The following is a 19,016-nucleotide window of genomic DNA, read 5'->3' on the forward strand; positions in this document are numbered from 1 at the left end:
TATGTATTCATTTTAATTAATTATTAAGCAAATATTCGTAATTAACTATATATTATATACATACACGTATGTTTGTTATGTTAATAAAATTGAAGTATAAATGTGATTTGTGCATTGATTTTTAATATTCATTTAGTTGCTTACAGTAAAATCAACACAGAAATAAAAAATTATATTGTATTATTAAAAATTAGATTGTTAAAATTTGAAGTAGTAAGCAAAATATGTATTATTTATTGTTTCTACTTTGTTTTTAATTTGTTTCTGTGTCGTTTCTGTATGGGGCCAACAAAAAAAGGCAGCCAAAAGGCTGCCTATAATAAAAAAATATCCATATAATATTATCGTATAAAATACGCTAGGTATTCCTGATTTCCCTTCGGTCCTTTAATGCTTGAAGGAACTAATCCTTTTAGCTTTAATTGAAGCTCAGAAGATGCAAAATCGACAATCATGTCGACGGTTTGTTGTCTGAGATCTTCATCTCTGACAACTCCTTTGTCTGTTTGTCCTTGAGCCACTTCAAACTGAGGTTTAATTAAACATACAATTTCGCCGGTGTCTTTTAAAAATCGTACTAACGAAGGAAGTATGTTTTTTAATGAAATAAACGAAACATCACAAACAACGAGGTCTACTTTTTCCGGGATCAGGTCAGGTTCAGCAATCCGTAAATTAACTCTTTCTAAGTTAATTACACGTTCATCCTGTTGCAGCTTCCAATGCAGCTGCCCGTAACCTACATCCGCTGCGTAGATTTTAAGTGCACCGAATTGGAGCATACAATCGGTGAATCCGCCTGTTGAAGCTCCGGCATCCAGTGCTGTTTTACCATTTGGATCAAGTCCAAGTTCTTCTATGGCTGTAAGTAATTTGTAGCCGCCGCGACTGACAAATCGGTCTTTACCTTTTACAACTATTTCTAAACTCGGGTCTAGTTGCATCCCCGGTTTTTCTATAGGTGTTTTTTGGCCGTTTTTTAGAAAGTGCGCATGTCCCGCCATGATTATTCGCGTAGCCTGTTCGAGGGTGTCCGAAAGACCTTGCTCATAAAGCATGTGGTCTGCGCGTTCCTTTTTAGCCACCTATTTTTTCTCCAAACCCAGCATTGCAACAACATTACTAGCGGCTTTTGAAATGTAATCAGATTCGGACATTGTTTTTTTAAGTTCAGCACTGATCACAAGCTCAGGTGAGTTTGCTTTGGATGAATCAGGGGTGACTTCATACTCTGCCGGGAATTTGTTTTGATAATACATATCTTGGAAGCCGACGAATTTGAGTTGATGAGCTGTAGAGTCGAGTACAGCGGATTCAGTGTCACTGATAAGCCCAAGTTCTTTAGCTCTGATCAGTCCAGCAAGGCATTCCCCGCCTTGAGTACATGCAATGTGACCGTGTGCATTAGCGAGAAGCATGCTGTCCATAATAAGCTGTTCAGAAACTTGGATGACTTGAAATGATTTTTTGCCACCTATCGCTTCATATTTATCCGCGAAATATTTTACTCTCGGAAATGAAACAGGATTTCCGATCATTGCGGCCTGCGCAACTGAAGGTTGTACGGTAACCGGCTTGAATTCGCGTTCTTTCGGATCATCCACAGAGTAGTAGCGGTAAACGGGATCTGCATGTGCAGACTGGACACCGAAGATGCGAGGTAGTTCTTTAATAATATCAAGCTCGTAAAGTTTCAAAAAACCTGCCATAATCGCAGTTACGTTTCCTGCATTACCTATCGGGACAAAAATACATTTGTTTGTAAGGTCCCAATCGTACCACTGAGCAACTTCGAACGCATAGGATTCCTGACCGAGAATTCTCCATGAGTTCTTAGAGTTGAGCAGGGCGACTCTATAGTTGTCGGCCAAGTGCTCAACAACTTTCATGCAGTCATCAAAGACTCCGGGAACTTCCAGCACTTTAGCTCCGCTTCCAAGAGGCTGTGCAAGCTGCTGCGGAGTAACTTTTCCTTCAGGAAGAATGACAACTGATTTAACGGGGCCGCCGATATATGATGCATAAAGAGCCGCAGCTGCGGAGGTGTCACCGGTTGAAGCACAGACAGTAAGAATTTCATCCCAGTTATTCTTGGCAAGAAGTGCGTTAATATAACTGAAGGCGCATGCCATGCCTCTGTCTTTGAAAGAAGCACTCGGATTTTGTCCGTCATTTTTATAAGCGGTCGTAATCCCGATGATTTCATTTAAATTAGGGCTTGAAGCAACAATGGGAGTGTTGCCTTCACCAAGGTATAAAATATCTTTTTCTTCAATTACAGGCGCAAATAGTTCGTAGAATCTGAAAATGCCTCGGAGGCTGTCTTTTTTGGTGGCAGTACGGGCATCGAACAAGTCGCGCCACTCCTGACCGCTGGTTTTCTTTAATTCATCAAAAGTGAGATCTTGAAGAATGAAAACTGATCCGCATTCAGGACAGGTATAATATAATTCATCTATTCCGTAATGCTGACCGCAACCTAGACAGTGATATTCCATTTTCCCCCTGTACTTAGGGAAAGTATTAGCTTGAGACATTATTCCTCCACGAGGTTTTATAAAAAGCAAAGAATTAAGACGGCCAAATTTTAGGGATGCTTAAGGTAAACATCCACACCCCGAGACTGATTTTGATTGCTAATCCAAATGCTTTCCCCCAGAAAGCTCCCCATGCGGAGTGCTGGGCTTCAGCGAAAGTTCTGCCATGAGTAAGTTCAAGAACCAGGCAACCTCCGAATGACCCCAAAAGAGCCCCGGGAAGTGCTCCGAGTCCGAAAAAAAACGGTGCTCCTAAGATAGCTCCGGCTATTGCACCGACAAAAGCACCTAAGCTGCCACGACCGGTTGCCCCGTATTTTTTCCCGCCGAAGTATTGTGCTGCAAATTCTAAAATTTCACCGACCACCGCGATTAAAGCTAAAATGGATATAAAGTTCCAGCTCATTGTTGCAGGAAAAAATAATTTCCATCCGATAACAAAAGCAAGAATAATCCAGTTTGCAGGCAGTCCGAAAATATGCAGGGCTAACGAGCTGAACATAAGCAGAATGATCAGCACAGCCAGAGCTGTAATCATTTTAAGCCTCTACTTCTCTAAGGTCCAGAACTCGTTTAGCTTTTCCATCAGATTTTGGAATAGAGTCATGTTGAACCAATTCAACTCGCGGTGTAACTAGAATCTCATCTCTAAGTTTGTTTGCAATTTTTTTCTGCAGTCCTTGCAACGCTCTCATATCTTCAACAAAATACTGATCTTTAATTTCAACTTTAACTTTAATCTGGTCAATGAACCCTTCTCTGAAAAGTTCAATGAGATAGTTCTGTCCGACTTCCGGCATGGCCATAATAATATTTTCAATTTGCATAGGGTAAATATTTACCCCTTTAATGATGAGCATGTCATCTGCGCGGCCGACTATTCTGTCGATGCGTTTTGATGTCCTGCCGCACTTGCATTGTCCTGGAATGAATCTGGTTAAGTCTCTTGTTCTATAGCGGATTATCGGCATCCCTTCGCGGGTAAGGGTCGTCATAACAAGTTCACCTATTTCACCGTCTGGAACAGATTCTCCGGTTTCCGGATCAATAATTTCAGCGATGTAGGAGTCTTCCCATACATGCATTCCGCTTTGTTCGGTACACTCAAAAGCTACACCGGGACCGTTCATTTCAGTGAGACCATACGAGTTATAGGCTTTAATATGGAGCTCTTCTTCTATTTTCTGTCTGGTATATTCAGTGTGCGGTTCTGCACCTATGAGGGCAATTTTCCACGGCATATCTGCTGGGTCATATCCTTCTTCTCTGACTTTGCCTGCAAAGTAGAGCGCGAATGAGGGAATTATGTGCAATGCTGTTACGTTAAAATCGCGGATAAGTTTGATCTGGCGTTTAGTGTTCCCAGCTCCTGCCGGGATAGTCAAACATCCCAGACGCTCAGAACCGTAATGAATTCCAAGTCCGCCTGTGAAAAGTCCATATCCTGACATATTTTGTAAAATGTCAGAGCGTCGAACTCCCACAGCGTAAAGAGAGCGAGCCATAAGATCGGCCCATGTATCGAGATCTTTCTGAGTATAAAAAACAGCAGTAGGGGTTCCGGTTGTTCCGGAGGAGGCATGGAGACGGACAAACTCATCAAGAGGTTTTGTCAACAGTCCGTGGGGGTATTGAGAGCGAAGATCATCTTTTGTAGTAAAAGGTAATCTTTTCACATCATCAATAGTTTTGATAACGGAAGAATTAATGTTATTTTTTTTGAAAGATTCGCTGTAGTATGGAGAGTTTGCGGCTAGATCGATAGTCTTTTTAAGTCGTTCAACTTGTAGTTTTTCAAGTTCACTTCTCTCTAGCACTTCAGCTTTATCGAAATACATTATATTTCTCCCGCTAATTGTTTATCATTAATCCTCGTCGTTTGTATGAGCTTAAATTATTCATCGCTATACTCAGACGGGTAAGGTTCGGCTGCAAGATTTTCGAAGGCAGTATAGTTGCCGAAAAAGGCTAATTCAACAATTCCGGTAGGACCGTTTCGCTGTTTACCAATAATGACTTCGGCTTTATTCGTAATAGGTTTGTCTTCTTTTTTGTTATAAAAATCTTCACGGTAGAGGAATAAAATAATATCAGCATCCTGTTCAATCGCTCCGGATTCTCGAAGGTCGGACATCATAGGTCTTTTGTCCGTACGTTCTTCAACCTTACGGTTAAGCTGTGAAAGTGCGATTACCGGTATTTTTAATTCTTTTGCTAACGCTTTCAATGAACGTGAAATATCGGAAATTTCTTGTTCACGGGAGTCTGTGCGCGCACTGGAGCGCATAAGCTGGAGGTAGTCAACCATTACCAGACCAAGATTATGCTGCGACTTAAGTCTCCTGCATCTTGCTCTAAGTTCCATTGTGGAAAGAGCTGGAGTATCATCAATAAAAATAGGAGCTTCTGTCAAGTCTTGAGCTGCTTCATAAAGCTTTGCCCAGTCTTCATCGTCAAGCTGACCTGTTCTTAATCTGGCAAGATCAACTTTACCATGGCAGGCGAGCATTCTTGTCATAAGCTGGCCCATAGCCATTTCAAGTGAGAATACAGCTGTAGGGACTCCGCTATGAAGAGCTGCGCGCATGGCAACGTTCAAAGCAAAAGCCGTTTTACCCATACTTGGGCGACCTGCAATAATAATGAGTTCTGAGTTTTGAAGCCCTGCCGTCATTTCATCAAATTTTGTGTATGTAGTCGGTATGCCTGTTACGAGTGATTTTTGCTCGACTCGATGTTCCAGTTCTTGAAAAACTTCTTTGATAAGTTCTTTACTGCTTTTAATTGTAGTAGTTTTTTTGGCATCAGTAATTTCAAAGATTGCTTGTTCAGAGTGATCAAGTAATGCTTTAACGTCCTGAGCTTCAAAACTATCAGATATAATTAGGGCGGCAGCATCAATCAAACTGCGCTGAATTTTTTTCTCAGCTACAATTTCTGCGTGATGAAGTGCATTCGCAGAACTGATTACAGAATTGGCAAGATCTGCCAGATAAACAGGTCCGCCGACAGTATCAATTTTTCCGCAACTGGTAAGGTATTCGTTGACGGTAACAATATCTATCGGGACATTTTTAGAATACAGGGCTTCGAAAGCCTGAAATATTTCGTGATGAGCAGGGGAATAAAAATCGTCAGAATGGACAATATCGACGAGATCGTTGAATATATTATTGCTTAAAAAAACTCCGCCCAGCACAGCCTGTTCTGCTTCAAGGTTGTGAGGGGGTACTTTCCTTAGAAGATCAGACGGAGCACCTGATGATGCTCCGTCTGAATTGTAATTCGAGTTAGGCTTACGCCTGTTCTGCTTCTGGTTCTGCAGTTTCTTCTTCTTCTATAATCTGACCGGGTTTAGAAACGATCAGTTTAATTTCACCGCGAACTTCGGGGTGAAGTTTAACTTCAATATTGAAAATTCCAAGTGAACGGATAGGATCAGACAACAGAATTTTTCTGCGATCAAGATCAAAACCCTGTTCAACAAGAGCTTCAGCAACATTTGCTGCGGTAACAGAACCGTAAAGTTTATCGCCTTCACCTACACGAACTTCGACTTTGACTTCGACTGCAGCCAGTCTTGCTTTAAGTCCTTCAGCCTGAGTGCGCAGATCGTCTGCCTTTTCCTGAAGCTTTCTTTTTTCAAGTTCAAACTGCTTGAGGTTAGCGGCAGAAGCAGGCATTGCAAATCCCTGAGGAATCAAATAGTTGCGACCGTAACCGGCTTTAACTGAAACGATATCTCCAAGGCGTCCAAGAGAGTCTATATCGGCACGTAAAATAAGTTTCATATCATTGCCTCCTAGATGCTCTTTTTCTTGACATCAGTGCTATGCACAGTGGTGTAAAGCATAAGAGCCATCTGCCTGGAACGTTTGATTTCAGTAGTCAGGCGGCGCTGATGTTTTGCACAAGTACCAGTAATTCTGCGGGCAATAATTTTGCCGCGTTCGGTAACAAAGTCCTTAAGAATGTCAGGACGTTTATAATCGAGAGGAAGAGCTTTATCTGCGCAGAAACGACAGAACTTCCTTTTTGGTGTGAATTTTTTCTTGAATGCCATGATTATGCTTCCTCCTGTACCTGTGCGTGATCTTCAAGTTTAACAGTAACAAACTTGAAAATTCCGTCTGTGATACGAATATTGCGTTCGAGCTCTGCAACAACAGGTGCTGGTGCATCAAAAACTACACGAACATAGTATCCACGGGACTGATTTTGGACAGGATAAGCCAACTGGCGAGAACCCCAATCGTCGATTTCGTCGAGTTTGCCGCCTTCACGTTCGATGATGGCAACAACCCCGTCTACGATGTCCTTACGATTATCATTCGCAAGTTCGGGGTTTAAAAGCAAAAGTGCTTCATACTTTCTAAGCATTAAAAAAACCTCCTTATGGTCTATGGCCCTTTCCTTAAGTTTTAGGGCAAGGCGAAAGAAGGGATGTTTAGTCCCTTTTCAGGCATCTGTCAAGACGCTCATCATTTATAATAAAATATAAGGCTGGAAACGAATCATCGAATCCAGCTTAATATTTATATTCTTTGTTAAAAAAACTAGATTCCCATAATGTTGTAACCGCAGTCAACAAACATAACTTCTCCGGTAATGCCGCTGGACATATCCGAAGCTAAGAAAGTTGCTGTTTTGCCGACTTCTTCGGTGGTTACGTTCTTATGCAGAGGAGCACGGTCTTCAATATGAGAGAAAATAGTTTTGAATCCGGAAATACCGGATGAAGCCAGAGTTTTAATAGGGCCTGCACTGATTGCATTAACTCTGATACCTTTCTCACCAAGGTCGTATGCCAGATAGCGAACGCTGGCTTCGAGAGCTGCTTTTGCAACACCCATTACATTGTAATTTGTGATTACTTTTGAAGATCCGAGGTAGGTCATTGCCATAACAGATGCCCCCGGCTTCATGAGTGGTTCATAAGAATTACAAAGTGTGACCAGTGAGTATGCAGATACGTCAAGAGCAAGATGAAATCCGTCACGTGAAGTTTCGAGGTATCTTTTCTTCAAGTCATCACGGTTTGCAAAAGCTACTGAATGAACGAGAATATCAATATCTCCCCATTGCTCTCTTACAAATTTAGCTGAGTTCGCAACATCTTCATCACTGCTGACATCACAAGGGAATATAAATTCTCCGCCTAGCTCGTCGCTAATCGGTTCTACGCGTTTTTTAATAGCGTCATTAACATAACTGAAAGCAAGTCTAGCACCTTGCTTTTTGAATTGTTGAGCAATTCCATAAGCAATGCTTTTTTCATTTGCCACGCCGAAAATAAGTGCTTTTTTTCCTTCCAGCAGCATTAATTTCTCCTTGTAGATAAAAGATATGAATTTACAGACAAAAACCTACAACAAAAGATGATCCTGCATAAAAATATTCATACACGAGGATATACCAGTTTGTATGTTTATGTCGAATTGATATATTAATAAAAGTTTTTAAGCATCAAGTTCGGAACTGGTCAAGAGCTTAAATGCTTCAAGATATTTCTCACGAGTTTTTGAAGCAATATTTTCAGGAATTTGAGGAGCTGGAGGCTGTTTATTGAACTTTATTTCTGTGAGCCAGTCACGCAGAAACTGTTTATCAAAGCTGGGCTGTGATTGTCCTGCTTTATAACCTTCAACTGGCCAGAATCTTGAAGAATCCGGAGTTAAAACTTCATCGATCAGAATGAGTTCTTCACCGATAAGACCGAATTCAAACTTTGTATCAGCAATGATTATGCCGCGTTCACGCGCATAATCTCTGGCGCGGCGATAGATTGCAAGGGTCACATTCTGCACTTTTTCAAACAGATCGCTGCCGAGCATTTCCATTGCTTTTTCTACAGTAATGTTTTCATCATGCTCGCCTAAATCAGCTTTTGTGGAAGGTGTGAATAAAGGCATTTCAAGCATGTCAGACTCTTTGAGCCCTTTAGGAAGTTCATGGCCGGATACTTTACCTGTAGCAAGGTAGTCCTTCCATCCTGAACCGGTAATATACCCGCGAACTATACATTCGATGGGTAATGGTTTTGCTTTTTTTACCAGAACGCTCCGGCCCTGAAGCTCATCTTTATATTTATGCAGTACTTCAGGATAGTCCGCAACATTTGAAGAAATAAGGTGGTTAGGAATAATATCCTTACACATATCCATCCAGAACAGAGTAATCTGGTTCAGAATTTTCCCCTTATCTTCAATAGGATTGGGCATAATTACGTCATATGCTGATATTCTGTCGGTAGTAATAATCAACAGAGTTTCAGCGTCTACTTCGTAAATATCACGTACTTTTCCTCTGGAGAGAAGTTTCAGTTCTTTGATATCTGTTTCGATAAGATGTTTCTTAGACATTTGAGTTACCTCTTATTTATAGCGGGATTCGATGGAACGAGCATGAGCTTCAAGTCCTTCGAGTCTAGCCAGTCTGGCGATTTTTGCGCCGTTTTTAGCAATATAGTTCTGATCTGTATAAATCAGACTGGATTTTTTACAAAAAGTATCGACGGATAGGGCGGATGAAAATCTTGCCGTTCCGACGGTTGGTAATACATGGTTAGGCCCGGCAAAGTAGTCACCAATGGGTTCAGGTGTATGATGTCCCATGAAAATAGCTCCGGCATGCTTAATTAAACCGATTGCGGACCATGGATCTTCAAATGCCAGTTCAAGATGTTCCGGAGCCATGTTATTAACAAAGTCTATTCCGGTATTTCTATCCGGGACTTCAACAATTGCACCCCATGAACTAAGCGATTGGAGAGCTATTTCGCCTCTCGGTAATTTTTTTGCCTGAGTTCTGAGTTCCTCTTTAACTTTTGCGCCAAGGGTTTTATCCCAAGTTATCAAGATAGACGCCGCTAAAGGATCATGCTCAGCCTGTGAAAGCATATCGGCAGCAAGCCAGACAGGGTTGGCTGATTCATCTGCAAGTATTGCTATTTCGCTCGGTCCGGCAATCATGTCTATTCCGACTTCACCGACGAGCTGGCCTTTAGCCGTTGCTACGAAGATATTACCGGGTCCGGCAATTACATCACATGGAGCAATGGTCTGAGTTCCATAAGCAAGTGCGCCGATGGCCCATGCCGATCCGGATGCGTAAATTTCATTAATTCCAAGTTCCTGAGCAGTTGCAAGGATATACGGATTTAAGGAACCATCTTTTCTAGGTGGTGAAATCACCGCTATCTGTTTAACTCCGGCAACCTGAGCAGGAACAGCATTCATAATCATGCTGGAAAGAAGAGGGGTTTCTCCGCCTTGACCTCCGGGAACATACAAACCTACACGGTCAACAGGTCTAACAAGTTGTCCGAGTATTGTTCCGTCTTCGCCTGTGGTCCACCATGACTGTTGAACTTGTCTGCGATGAAAATCTTTAACATTGCGGATAGCTTCTTCTATTATTTCAAGATCTTCTGTTTTAACTTCTGTGTATGCAACACTTCTGTTATCTGCAGAAACCTTAAGCATCTCTTTTGTGAAGTCAGGACAGTCAAATTTTTGGGTGTATTTGATTAAAGCCTGATCGCCTTCTGACTTAACATTCTCAAGTATCTCTTTAACGAGGCCATTTACTTTTTGATCAGGATTTTTGCGTAAATCCAGCCATTTTTTAATTTCAGGCCACGAGTCTTGATCCGAGTATTTTATATCCTTGCAAGGCATGGAAGTATCCTTAACGTGAAAGGTGTGAAAATTGTGTTTTCGTTACCGAAGTATATTAATTCTGATGTGTTTGTCCATTAACTTAATGTGATTTAAAAGTCGAGTATAATAGAATAGAGCAAATGCAACAAAAAAGGGCCGGAAGTAAACTTCCGGCCCCGGTGTCAGGACTAAATTGCTTTAGATGGTCTAAGAATTCTTAGAATTCGTAAACAAGACCAACTGCTAACTTAAATGCTGGATCGGATTTACCTTCAAGACGTGAACCACCATCGTAGTTCTTCCATGTGTCTTTATCCATATCCATGCCGATGTAACCGAATTCAACGATAGCTGCCAGTTCGTCGTAGATCTGGTAGTTGGTGTTGAAGTCAATTTCCCAAGCCTGGTCTTTATCAGTCAGGAACTGACCATCGGAGCTGATGTTGGTCAGTTTTGTTCCAGCATTTTTGATCAGGTCAGCATCGTTGGTACCCTTGATGTACAAGAAATGTACGTCATGAGTAAGTTTGTCGAGGAAGGAAATTCCTTCGAAAGAAAGACCAAGTGTCCAGAGACCAACCTGCTGGTTGGTGTCAAGGTCAGAAGAAGTAAGAGCAGAACCACCGAAGTAGTAAGAACCGAATGCCCAGTCATTGTTGATTATTGGAAGACGTTCTGAACCGTTGTCAGTTTTGTCATCTTCACCGGAAGTGTAAGCGAAAACAAGTTTAGGCTGTACAAAGTCAAGGCCTGTGTATGCAAGAGAAGCATCCATGCCCCAACCGGAACGATCATTCTGTTTCTGGTTAGCATCAACAGAACCGTAAACAACGTCAGCTTTAAGTACGATAGGATCGAAAGCTGTCATAGCGAAAGAAGTACCTGCCCACCATGCATCAGCATTTTTGTTGAATGCTTTTGCGTTGGCAGCAGTATTCGCAGTAGTCAGACCTTTCATTTTTGCAACGGAAGAGTATGTGTCTTTTCCGATAGTACCATACATTGCATAAGGGGTAGCTTCAAAGCCATCAATGGTGATAGGAAGAGCTGCGTAGAACAGGTCTAATTCATCTTTAGCGTTCTGGCTAGCTACATTAGTAAGTCCAGCACCGGCTGTGTCAGTTGAGTTTTTGTCGAATGCACGAACGTAACCTACTGCAACAGAAATCTGGTCAGTGATAGGTGAGCTAACAGTCAAAGCGCCAGCATCGATATCAGCGAGAACCATGTTGCCTGCTGCTGCGCCAGGAAGGTTGATAGAGAAGATACCGGCTGTTGTCAGTACTTCAGTATCAGGGAAGCGGTACTGAATGAATACACGCTTGATTCCGAGAGCACGGTCAGTAGAACCGGAATTAGCATCTGAATCAGATGCACCAACGCGAGTTTTGTATTCAACGTACAATTCTGACATCAAGTTTTCGTTTGCAATGAAACGGAACTGTGTACGAGCACGGAACCAGAAGTTGAGATCGTCTTCCTGGTTACCACGATGTTTTGCTGAGAGGAAGTCGCTGTTGTCCATGATGTTAGCCTGGAACTGGAATTTACCTTTAGCTTCCAGATCCACCGCAGAAGCGGTACCAGCCATTCCGAGCACCATAGTGGCGAGGATGGCGAGAATTACCAAACGTTTCATAATTGTTTTCCTTCTTTTGCTGAATGAATGTAGTTAATGCACAATTGCCTGACACCTACCTTCAGGAAAGGTTTTATCGCTTCATAAATTTAATTGCAAGTCAAAAATTACATTTTTTTGACTAAAGTTAAATTTTTTTTACCGTATAAAAAATTGTACTGTTTGAAATGTTCTAAAACTTTAGATTTTTTCTAGACAGATTAGGTTGTGCTGTAAGTCCTTTATTGACATGGATCTCTGCTCTGGATAGTCCTGAATATGTGCTTTTAGTGGAAGTATAAAAAATTATACAAGGCTGGTTAATATGGGATTTGAGTTTATTAGTGCCGATTATCCGACATCACCCGGTGTTTATCTGATGAAGGATTCCACCGGTCTTATTATATATGTAGGTAAAGCTCGAATTCTGCGAAACCGTCTTTCGTCTTACTTCCGCTCAAGTCAGAATCATACGCCTAAAACTAAGGTCATGGTCTCCAAGATAGCGTCTATTGATATTCTTGTTACAGGAACAGAAAAAGAAGCGCTTCTTCTGGAAGCCAGTCTGATTAAGAAACATAGACCGCGTTATAATGTAGTTCTGCGCGATGATAAGCAGTATGTCCTTTTTCAGCTGGATAAACGATCTGAGTATCCTCGTTTACGATTGACAAGAAAGGTTGTGCGCGATGGATCTGTTTATTTCGGGCCATATACTTCAAGTTATTTTGCCCGAGAGACATGGAAAATTCTCGGTAAGGTATTTCAATTACGAAAATGTTCAGATTCCGCTTTTAAAAACAGGGTCAGGCCCTGTCTGTATCATGATATAGGACAGTGCTTAGGACCGTGCGTTAATTTTGTACCGCGCGAACAATATATGGCACTTGTAAAAAAAGTTGAGATGCTGCTCTCAGGCAAAGCACATGATCTGATTTCAGATTTGCGTCACGAAATGGAAAAAGCTGCCGCAGAACTTGCCTATGAACAGGCTGCGAAGGTACGTGATCAGATCAAAGCAATCAGTAAAACAATCGAAAAACAGGCAGTTGTTCTTAATGACAGGGCGGATATTGATGTAATTGCCCTTGCGGAATCTTCGCGTGGAATAGGTTTGGGATTACTTTTTGTCCGGCAAGGACGTTTACTCGATAAAAAAGATTTCTTCTGGCCCGGGCTCAGTCTTGAAGACGGAGAAGAAATTCTGCATAGTTTTATTTCGCAGTTTTATTCTTCAACAAAATTTATCCCTCCAAAACTTTTGGTTCCGTTCGAATTTGATATGCATAGCTCGCTGGAAATTCTTACTGAGCGATCCAAATCTGTAGTCCGTATTGCCACTCCACAAACAAGCGAAGAGAAAAGGTTGCTTGATATTGCCCGTAAGAACGCATCAATAGGCGCAAAAGAGAAGAATAATGAGGATATTCTAGATATTTTGTCTGCTAAATTAAATTTAGCAACTTCCCCGCAACGGATTGAATGTATCGATGCCTCGCATCTAGGCGGAGAGGGTATGCGTGTCGGAATGGTTGTATATGAGCAAGGTAAACCGGAAAAGTCGCAATATCGTACGTATACATTCCCCGAACTTGAATATTCATCTGATGATTATGCAGCTTTATATCATTGGGTCTTGAAACGTATTGAATCCGGCAGCCCTTGGGCGGATCTTATCTTAATAGATGGAGGTAAGGGGCAGCTCGCAGCGGTTGAAAAAGCTTTTTCCGAGAATTGGAAGGAAACTGAGCCTGTTCCTGCTTTAGCATCTATAGCAAAAGGTCCGACCAGAAAGGCCGGTGAGCTTGAAGATAGAATTTTTACTCCAGGACGTAAAAATCATCTGCCATTAAAGGGAGGAAGTCCGGCTCTGCTATATTTACAGCGACTACGTGATGAGGCGCATAGATTTGTAATTGGAAAGCAGCGGAAATCCCGTAAGAAAAAAGCTTTGCAAAGCGAAGTTCTGAGCCTGCCGGGGATAGGCCCGAAAACAGCACGGTTGCTTTGGGATGAATATGGTTCAGTTCAAAAAATGAGAGAAGCAACAGCCGCAGAACTTTCAAAAGTTGAGGGAATCGGTAAAGTACGTGCAAAGCAAATTTATGATTCGTTTAGAGATAGTTAATAGATTTTAAAAACATATTTTCTTACAGTTTCTATTTAAGGTACTTAGCTGTATTTTAATAAATAAAAGTTTTGGGAGGTTCTTAGGAACCTTTTTTCAAAAAGGTTCCTAAGCCGCCGGAGGCATATAGAAAGCTGCTTTTTAATTATAAATCTCAAGCTTTAATTTCAGTTTCTACACCCAAAGCTAATTCAATAACTTTGCACTCAGGCGCAGTTTTGGCAACTTCAGCAACAAAGTTAGATGTGTCCTGTTCTAAAATCGGGAATGTTCCCCAGTGCATAGGTATCGCATATTTGCATCCGAGCAGCTTGCAGGCATATGCCGCGTCGCTAGAATCCATTGTGAACCATCCTCCGGTCGGGAGTATTGCAACATCAATATCATTCATTTTCCCAAAAAGTTCCATGCTGGCAAATAATCCCGTATCTCCGGCAAAATATACACAGAAATTATCTTCATAAGTTAAGATGTATCCGGCAGGGGCTCCTTCGTTTGAGGAATGCATGGCTTGAACCATTTTAATTTTTATTCCCGCGGCTTCAACTGTCCCGCCTATATTCATCCCGATAATGTTATTTCCGCTTACTCCTTGCGCGATCATACTCTCGACAAAATCAAAGATGCAGACAAGGGTTGCACCTGTAGCGCAACATATTTCAGCCGCCTGCCCGACATGATCTCCATGATCATGCGTGACTAAAACAACATCAGCTTCTTTGACAGAATTCCAAGAGACAGGAGATTTCGGATTGCCTTCAAAAAAAGGATCAATAATTATTGTTTTGTCGCCTGATTTAATCTTAAAGTTTGAATGTCCATTCCATGTAAAAATATGATTCATAATTACCTCCGTGAGTTTTCTCCCCAACGTTTGTATAAATCGTGGGGAATGCTTAGCTGTTCAAGGATACGTCCTGTCATATGTTCTGCAATATCATTTATTGTTCTAGGGCTGTGATAGAATCCCGGAGAAGCCGGCATCACCGTCCCGCCTGCCAAAGTCACTGTCTCCATGTTCCTGATATGTATAAGATTCAATGGTGTTTCGCGTGTTATAAGAATAAGTTTACGGCGTTCTTTAAGTGAAACATCAGCAGCTCTATGAATTAAATTAGAACCCATACCATTTGCTATTGCAGCTAAAGAGCTCATTGAACACGGGCATATGATCATGCCGTCATGTTGCCATGAGCCGCTGGCAGGAGGGGCTGAGATAAGATTTTGCTGATAGACGAAATCTGCATGAACTGTGAGATCTTCCGGCTTGAAATCTGTTTCAAGTTCCATAACTTTAAGCGCGGCGTCAGAAATAATAAGATGAAGTTCAATCTCATTCCGTTTTCCTAGCTCCTTAGCAAGGCTGAGGGTATAAATTGTTCCACTCGCGCCGGTAGCTGCAAGTATAATTCGTTTTTTATCCATAAAATAAGCCTGAATCCTTTAACTTTGTTTCAAATTAATGCATTATATTTTTAAAAGTTAGAATATTTTTTGTAATTAAGTTAAGTACAACAGGGGACAAATGTTGACAAGTCTTGCAAAATAGATGGCAAATTTTAAATATTATTTTATAACATATTCTTAATTTCTTGAATTTTGAACTCTCATATGAGAGTAGAGACAAATCTTAACCCGATACTTGAAGAAAGTACTTACATAATTTTATCAGACGGAGATAAAGCAATGGTAACTCTTGGCACAGCCGGAACAAGTTCTGCCGGTAAAATGATGCTGCTTGGCGGCGGAGAACTTGGCAAAGAAGTAGTGATTGAGGCCCAGCGTTTAGGCGTAGAGGTTATTGTCGTTGACAGATACGAAAATACTCCCGCTATGCAGGTTGCACATCGCAGCTATGTAATTTCTATGCTGGATGCTGACGAACTTCGCAGAGTTGTTGAAATAGAGAAACCGGATTTTATCGTGCCGGAAATTGAAGCCATTGCAACCAAGACTCTTATTGAACTCGAAAATGAAGGGTTTACAGTTATTCCTACAGCCAGAGCAGCGCGGCTGACTATGGACCGGGAAGGTATCAGAAGGTTGGCCGCTGAAGAAGTCGGCCTCAAAACATCTCCATACAAGTTTGCCGACACCAAAGAAGAATACCTCGCAGCAGTTAAAGAAATAGGTATTCCATGCGTAGTGAAGCCTGTTATGAGTTCATCCGGAAAAGGGCAGAGCACTGTTAAAAGTGAAAGTGACATAGATCATTCATGGGAATATTCTCAATCCGGCGGTAGAACGGGGCAAGGACGTATCATCGTAGAAAAATTTATTAAATTTGATTACGAAATTACTTTACTCACAGTTCGTCACAAGGACGGAACTTCCTACTGCGCTCCGATCGGGCACAGGCAGGAGGATGGTGATTACCGCGAATCATGGCAGCCGCAGCCTATGACTGAAACTGCGCTGAATAAAGCACAGGAATACGCCCTCAAAATTACGGATGCTCTTGGGGGCAGAGGGCTTTTCGGCGTAGAACTATTTATTAAAGGTGAAGAAATTTATTTCAGTGAAGTTTCACCGCGTCCTCATGATACCGGACTCGTGACAGTAATTTCTCAGGACCTCAGTGAATTTGCACTGCATGTGCGCGCTATTTTAGGATTGCCTGTTCCAGCGATCCGTCAATATGGACCTGCTGCCTCAAGCGTTATTCTTTCAAACGGTAAATCAACTTCTCCTTCTTTTGCCAATGTTGATAAAGCTCTGGAAGAAGCTGACACAAAAGTTCTCATCTTCGGAAAAGGCGAATGTAACGGTGTGCGCCGTCTCGGAGTTGCTTTAGCTCTGGGAAAAGATGTTGATGATGCAAAAAAACGCGCTATTAAAGCTTCCACAGCCGTTGAAGTTTTGTATTAATTATTTCAATTGCTAGATTGTAAAGACAGCCCCGTGAGTATTAAATGTTACTCACGGGGCTGTCTTTTGTTTAATCGTATTTTTAGCTCTGCTGAGATTGACAAATCAGTTCTAAAAGAGGCATTTGTTTTGCTCTTATTTGTTAAAAGCGAAAATATATCGGAGAAATTCGCTCTATCTTAGTATAAAGTTATCAATTTTTTCTTTTTTATTAAGATTTGTTCGTTAGCTGTTTAATGTGTTTATGAAGATTAGAATTTAATTATTAGCTGTGAATTTATTAAGTAAAAAGACTCTGATCATTTTTACTTAATTTTTCTGTAAAGGATAAGTCGTTATGAAATACGAAGCTAATGGGTGGGCGTTAGCCCCTCTTGCCTTATTTTTAGTGATATTTATAGGTACTGGTCTTTCCCTTACTATGAACGGAACAAACATGGCGTTCTATCAATTGTCCGCCACTGTTGCCATTCTTCCTGCGATTGCATGGGCTGTCTGGATGGGGAAAGGGAAAATAAAAGATAAAATAAATATTTTCCTCAGTGGTGCCGGAGAATCCGGAATCATTACAATGTGTATGATTTACTTGCTTGCCGGAGGATTCGCTTCAGTTGCAAAGGCAATCGGGGGCGTTGAGTCTACAGTTAATTTAGGTTTATCAATAATTCCGGCTTCAATGGTTCTTCCCGGTTTGTTTATCATTGCGGCATTCATTGCAACTGCAATGGGTACTTCAATGGGAACCATTGCCGCCATTGCTCCGATTGCGGTCGGCGTAGCGGATAAAACAGATATAGCTTCAGCTCTGCTTATGGGAGCGGTTGTCGGCGGCGCAATGTTCGGAGATAACTTGTCCATGATTTCTGATACGACTATTGCGGCAACCCGTACGCAAGGTTGTGAGATGGGCGATAAATTTAAATTGAATTTTATGATTGCTATCCCCGCAGCGGTTTTGACGGTAGTTATTTTATATATGCTCGGTGAAGGCGGTCAGGTCTTGCAGCAGGGGACATACAGCCTAGTTAAAGTTTTGCCGTACATTATTATTCTCGTAATGGCGGTTGTAGGGATTAATGTATTTATTGTTCTTGGCGCAGGGATTGTTTTTACTGGAATTGTCGGTTTATTCGCAGTTGCTGATTTTAGCGTGCTTAAATTTTCTCAAGATATTTATTCCGGTTTCACGGGAATGCAGGAAATTTTAGTTCTGTCATTGATGATTGGCGGACTTGGAGAATTGATTAAATACCATGGCGGGATTACCTATATTATCAGTTTTATAGGTAAGTTGACACGCGGGACTAAGTCAACTCGCGCAGGAGAGTTCAGCATCAGTGCTTTGTCCGTTTTATCTGACCTATGTACTGCAAATAACACTGTAGCAATCATTCTGACTGGTGGAATGGCAAAAGAAATTGCAAAAAGCCATAATGTAGATCCGCGTCGCAGTGCCAGCCTTTTGGATATTTTTTCCTGTGTTATTCAGGGATTGATTCCTTATGGTGCGCAAATTCTGCTTGCAGGTTCCATATCACAGCTATCTCCGTTAGAAATTGTCGGAAACATGTACTATTGCTTCATACTGGCGTTTGTTGCGATAATCAGTATTCTCACCGGATTTCCACGGATTAAAAAATAGATTCGTTTTCAAATATTAAGCAAGAAAGCCCCCGTAACTTTTAATAAGTTGCGGGGGCTTTCATGTGGAAGGACTACAGGACCTTAAAGGTCATATGCAGTTTTTAGACTGTAACTTCGGTTATCTGATTCCTTTAGGATGACATACGGAGGCTGTGCATCCAGTCATTTTAGGATCATTTCCGAATTCTTTAACGTGACACGATAAGCATGAATTACGCTTTGTGTTGTTGCGTTTAATATGCATTGCCTTGAAGTAAGACTTGTAACCTTTGACAGGGACCGGTTCAAAGTTTGTGTGACAGGTCGCACAACTTGTAGGAACCTTGGTTTTTTTCAGAGCATGGTGGCAATCAACACATTCATAATTTTCATGATTTGCGTGATTGAAACTAACTCCGATATTGCTTTTGCTGTTACCCTTAATGAAGTTGATCATAAGATCACCTTCAGGAGCTTCAACCGCTTTTTTGTCACCTGCGTTTGCTGCGATAGCTAAAACCGTCATGCCTAGACAGATGAGGCACACGATAAATAAGTTTTTCATTTTATTTCCTCTTTGT

Annotated in this window: 18 protein-coding genes; 3 read left to right on the top strand and 15 right to left on the bottom strand. The window is 41.5% G+C overall.

Annotation, left to right across the window (positions count from 1 at the left end):
- Window positions 1-341 precede the first annotated feature (341 nt).
- The 12 genes from B9N78_RS02930 to B9N78_RS02985 all read right to left on the bottom strand — a co-directional run bounded on the left by B9N78_RS02930 (window position 342) and on the right by B9N78_RS02985 (window position 11,837).
- Entirely contained in the window at window positions 342-1,085 is a 744-nt protein-coding gene (locus B9N78_RS02930) for a TlyA family RNA methyltransferase (protein ID WP_085098047.1), read from the bottom strand.
- Complete coding sequence (thrC, locus tag B9N78_RS02935) at window positions 1,086-2,537, bottom strand: threonine synthase (protein ID WP_085098050.1); 1,452 nt, start codon at window positions 2,535-2,537, stop codon at window positions 1,086-1,088.
- 34 nt (window positions 2,538-2,571) lie between these two features.
- The gene (locus B9N78_RS02940) at window positions 2,572-3,075 is read right to left on the bottom strand and encodes a DUF456 domain-containing protein (protein WP_085098052.1); all 504 of its coding nucleotides are present in this window, start codon (window positions 3,073-3,075) and stop codon (window positions 2,572-2,574) included.
- 1 nt (window position 3,076) lies between these two features.
- Window positions 3,077-4,375, bottom strand: a complete 1,299-nt coding sequence (locus tag B9N78_RS02945; RefSeq protein ID WP_085098055.1) for a phenylacetate--CoA ligase family protein — start codon at window positions 4,373-4,375, stop codon at window positions 3,077-3,079.
- 56 nt (window positions 4,376-4,431) lie between these two features.
- Window positions 4,432-5,862, bottom strand: coding sequence for a replicative DNA helicase (gene dnaB, locus B9N78_RS02950; protein ID WP_085098057.1), 1,431 nt, complete (start codon window positions 5,860-5,862; stop codon window positions 4,432-4,434).
- Window positions 5,834-6,328: a 50S ribosomal protein L9 gene (gene rplI / locus B9N78_RS02955; RefSeq protein ID WP_085098060.1), complete on the bottom strand. Its 495-nt coding sequence runs from the start codon at window positions 6,326-6,328 to the stop codon at window positions 5,834-5,836. Before rplI ends, dnaB begins: the two co-directional genes overlap by 29 nt.
- An 11-nt stretch (window positions 6,329-6,339) precedes the next feature.
- A complete protein-coding gene (gene rpsR, locus B9N78_RS02960; RefSeq protein WP_085098063.1) occupies window positions 6,340-6,600 on the bottom strand; it encodes a 30S ribosomal protein S18 in 261 nt (86 codons plus the stop codon).
- A 2-nt stretch (window positions 6,601-6,602) separates the two neighbouring features.
- Entirely contained in the window at window positions 6,603-6,917 is a 315-nt protein-coding gene (gene rpsF, locus B9N78_RS02965; protein ID WP_085098066.1) for a 30S ribosomal protein S6, read from the bottom strand.
- A 176-nt stretch (window positions 6,918-7,093) separates the two neighbouring features.
- Window positions 7,094-7,858, bottom strand: a complete 765-nt coding sequence (locus B9N78_RS02970; protein WP_085098069.1) for an enoyl-ACP reductase FabI — start codon at window positions 7,856-7,858, stop codon at window positions 7,094-7,096.
- 138 nt (window positions 7,859-7,996) lie between these two features.
- Entirely contained in the window at window positions 7,997-8,899 is a 903-nt protein-coding gene (locus B9N78_RS02975) for a phosphoribosylaminoimidazolesuccinocarboxamide synthase (RefSeq protein WP_085098072.1), read from the bottom strand.
- 12 nt (window positions 8,900-8,911) lie between these two features.
- Window positions 8,912-10,216 (bottom strand): histidinol dehydrogenase, encoded by a 1,305-nt coding sequence (hisD, locus tag B9N78_RS02980; RefSeq protein WP_085098075.1) that lies wholly within the window; start codon window positions 10,214-10,216, stop codon window positions 8,912-8,914.
- Between the two features lie 199 nt (window positions 10,217-10,415).
- A complete protein-coding gene (locus tag B9N78_RS02985; RefSeq protein ID WP_085098077.1) occupies window positions 10,416-11,837 on the bottom strand; it encodes an outer membrane homotrimeric porin in 1,422 nt (473 codons plus the stop codon).
- Window positions 11,838-12,141: 304 nt separating this feature from the next.
- On the opposite strand from B9N78_RS02985, the gene uvrC reads away from it, so the two are divergent.
- Window positions 12,142-13,944: an excinuclease ABC subunit UvrC gene (gene uvrC / locus B9N78_RS02990; RefSeq protein ID WP_085098080.1), complete on the top strand. Its 1,803-nt coding sequence runs from the start codon at window positions 12,142-12,144 to the stop codon at window positions 13,942-13,944.
- A gap of 154 nt (window positions 13,945-14,098) precedes the next feature.
- On the opposite strand, the gene B9N78_RS02995 is transcribed toward uvrC, so the two are convergent.
- The gene (locus tag B9N78_RS02995; RefSeq protein WP_085098083.1) at window positions 14,099-14,788 is read right to left on the bottom strand and encodes a metal-dependent hydrolase; all 690 of its coding nucleotides are present in this window, start codon (window positions 14,786-14,788) and stop codon (window positions 14,099-14,101) included.
- A gap of 2 nt (window positions 14,789-14,790) precedes the next feature.
- Entirely contained in the window at window positions 14,791-15,369 is a 579-nt protein-coding gene (locus B9N78_RS03000) for a UbiX family flavin prenyltransferase (protein ID WP_085098086.1), read from the bottom strand.
- 261 nt (window positions 15,370-15,630) lie between these two features.
- Between B9N78_RS03000 and purT the strand changes: the two genes are divergently transcribed.
- The gene (gene purT / locus B9N78_RS03005; protein WP_085099273.1) at window positions 15,631-16,812 is read left to right on the top strand and encodes a formate-dependent phosphoribosylglycinamide formyltransferase; all 1,182 of its coding nucleotides are present in this window, start codon (window positions 15,631-15,633) and stop codon (window positions 16,810-16,812) included.
- A gap of 337 nt (window positions 16,813-17,149) precedes the next feature.
- Window positions 17,150-18,454: a Na+/H+ antiporter NhaC family protein gene (locus B9N78_RS03010; protein WP_085098089.1), complete on the top strand. Its 1,305-nt coding sequence runs from the start codon at window positions 17,150-17,152 to the stop codon at window positions 18,452-18,454.
- A 120-nt stretch (window positions 18,455-18,574) separates the two neighbouring features.
- On the opposite strand, the gene B9N78_RS03015 is transcribed toward B9N78_RS03010, so the two are convergent.
- On the bottom strand, window positions 18,575-19,000 hold the full coding sequence (locus B9N78_RS03015; protein WP_085098092.1) for a cytochrome c3 family protein: 426 nt from the start codon (window positions 18,998-19,000) through the stop codon (window positions 18,575-18,577).
- Between the last annotated feature and the right edge of the window lie 16 nt (window positions 19,001-19,016).

This window comes from Desulfovibrio gilichinskyi, from assembly GCF_900177375.1.
Classification (GTDB): Bacteria; Desulfobacterota; Desulfovibrionia; order Desulfovibrionales; family Desulfovibrionaceae; genus Maridesulfovibrio; species Maridesulfovibrio gilichinskyi.

Excerpts from the sequence above, each read along its gene's own strand:
- hisD (WP_085098075.1), bottom strand. The coding sequence starts at position 10,216 with ATGCCTTGCAAGGATATAAAATACTCGGATCAAGACTCGTGGCCTGAA.
- B9N78_RS02940 (WP_085098052.1), bottom strand. The coding sequence starts at position 3,075 with ATGATTACAGCTCTGGCTGTGCTGATCATTCTGCTTATGTTCAGCTCG.
- B9N78_RS02975 (WP_085098072.1), bottom strand. The coding sequence starts at position 8,899 with ATGTCTAAGAAACATCTTATCGAAACAGATATCAAAGAACTGAAACTT.
- purT (WP_085099273.1), top strand. The coding sequence starts at position 15,631 with ATGGTAACTCTTGGCACAGCCGGAACAAGTTCTGCCGGTAAAATGATG.
- B9N78_RS02970 (WP_085098069.1), bottom strand. The coding sequence starts at position 7,858 with ATGCTGCTGGAAGGAAAAAAAGCACTTATTTTCGGCGTGGCAAATGAA.
- B9N78_RS03015 (WP_085098092.1), bottom strand. The coding sequence starts at position 19,000 with ATGAAAAACTTATTTATCGTGTGCCTCATCTGTCTAGGCATGACGGTT.
- rpsR (WP_085098063.1), bottom strand. The coding sequence starts at position 6,600 with ATGGCATTCAAGAAAAAATTCACACCAAAAAGGAAGTTCTGTCGTTTC.
- B9N78_RS03000 (WP_085098086.1), bottom strand. The coding sequence starts at position 15,369 with ATGGATAAAAAACGAATTATACTTGCAGCTACCGGCGCGAGTGGAACA.
- rpsF (WP_085098066.1), bottom strand. The coding sequence starts at position 6,917 with ATGCTTAGAAAGTATGAAGCACTTTTGCTTTTAAACCCCGAACTTGCG.
- thrC (WP_085098050.1), bottom strand. The coding sequence starts at position 2,537 with ATGTCTCAAGCTAATACTTTCCCTAAGTACAGGGGGAAAATGGAATAT.
- B9N78_RS02985 (WP_085098077.1), bottom strand. The coding sequence starts at position 11,837 with ATGAAACGTTTGGTAATTCTCGCCATCCTCGCCACTATGGTGCTCGGA.
- B9N78_RS02945 (WP_085098055.1), bottom strand. The coding sequence starts at position 4,375 with ATGTATTTCGATAAAGCTGAAGTGCTAGAGAGAAGTGAACTTGAAAAA.
- B9N78_RS02995 (WP_085098083.1), bottom strand. The coding sequence starts at position 14,788 with ATGAATCATATTTTTACATGGAATGGACATTCAAACTTTAAGATTAAA.
- uvrC (WP_085098080.1), top strand. The coding sequence starts at position 12,142 with ATGGGATTTGAGTTTATTAGTGCCGATTATCCGACATCACCCGGTGTT.
- B9N78_RS03010 (WP_085098089.1), top strand. The coding sequence starts at position 17,150 with ATGAAATACGAAGCTAATGGGTGGGCGTTAGCCCCTCTTGCCTTATTT.
- rplI (WP_085098060.1), bottom strand. The coding sequence starts at position 6,328 with ATGAAACTTATTTTACGTGCCGATATAGACTCTCTTGGACGCCTTGGA.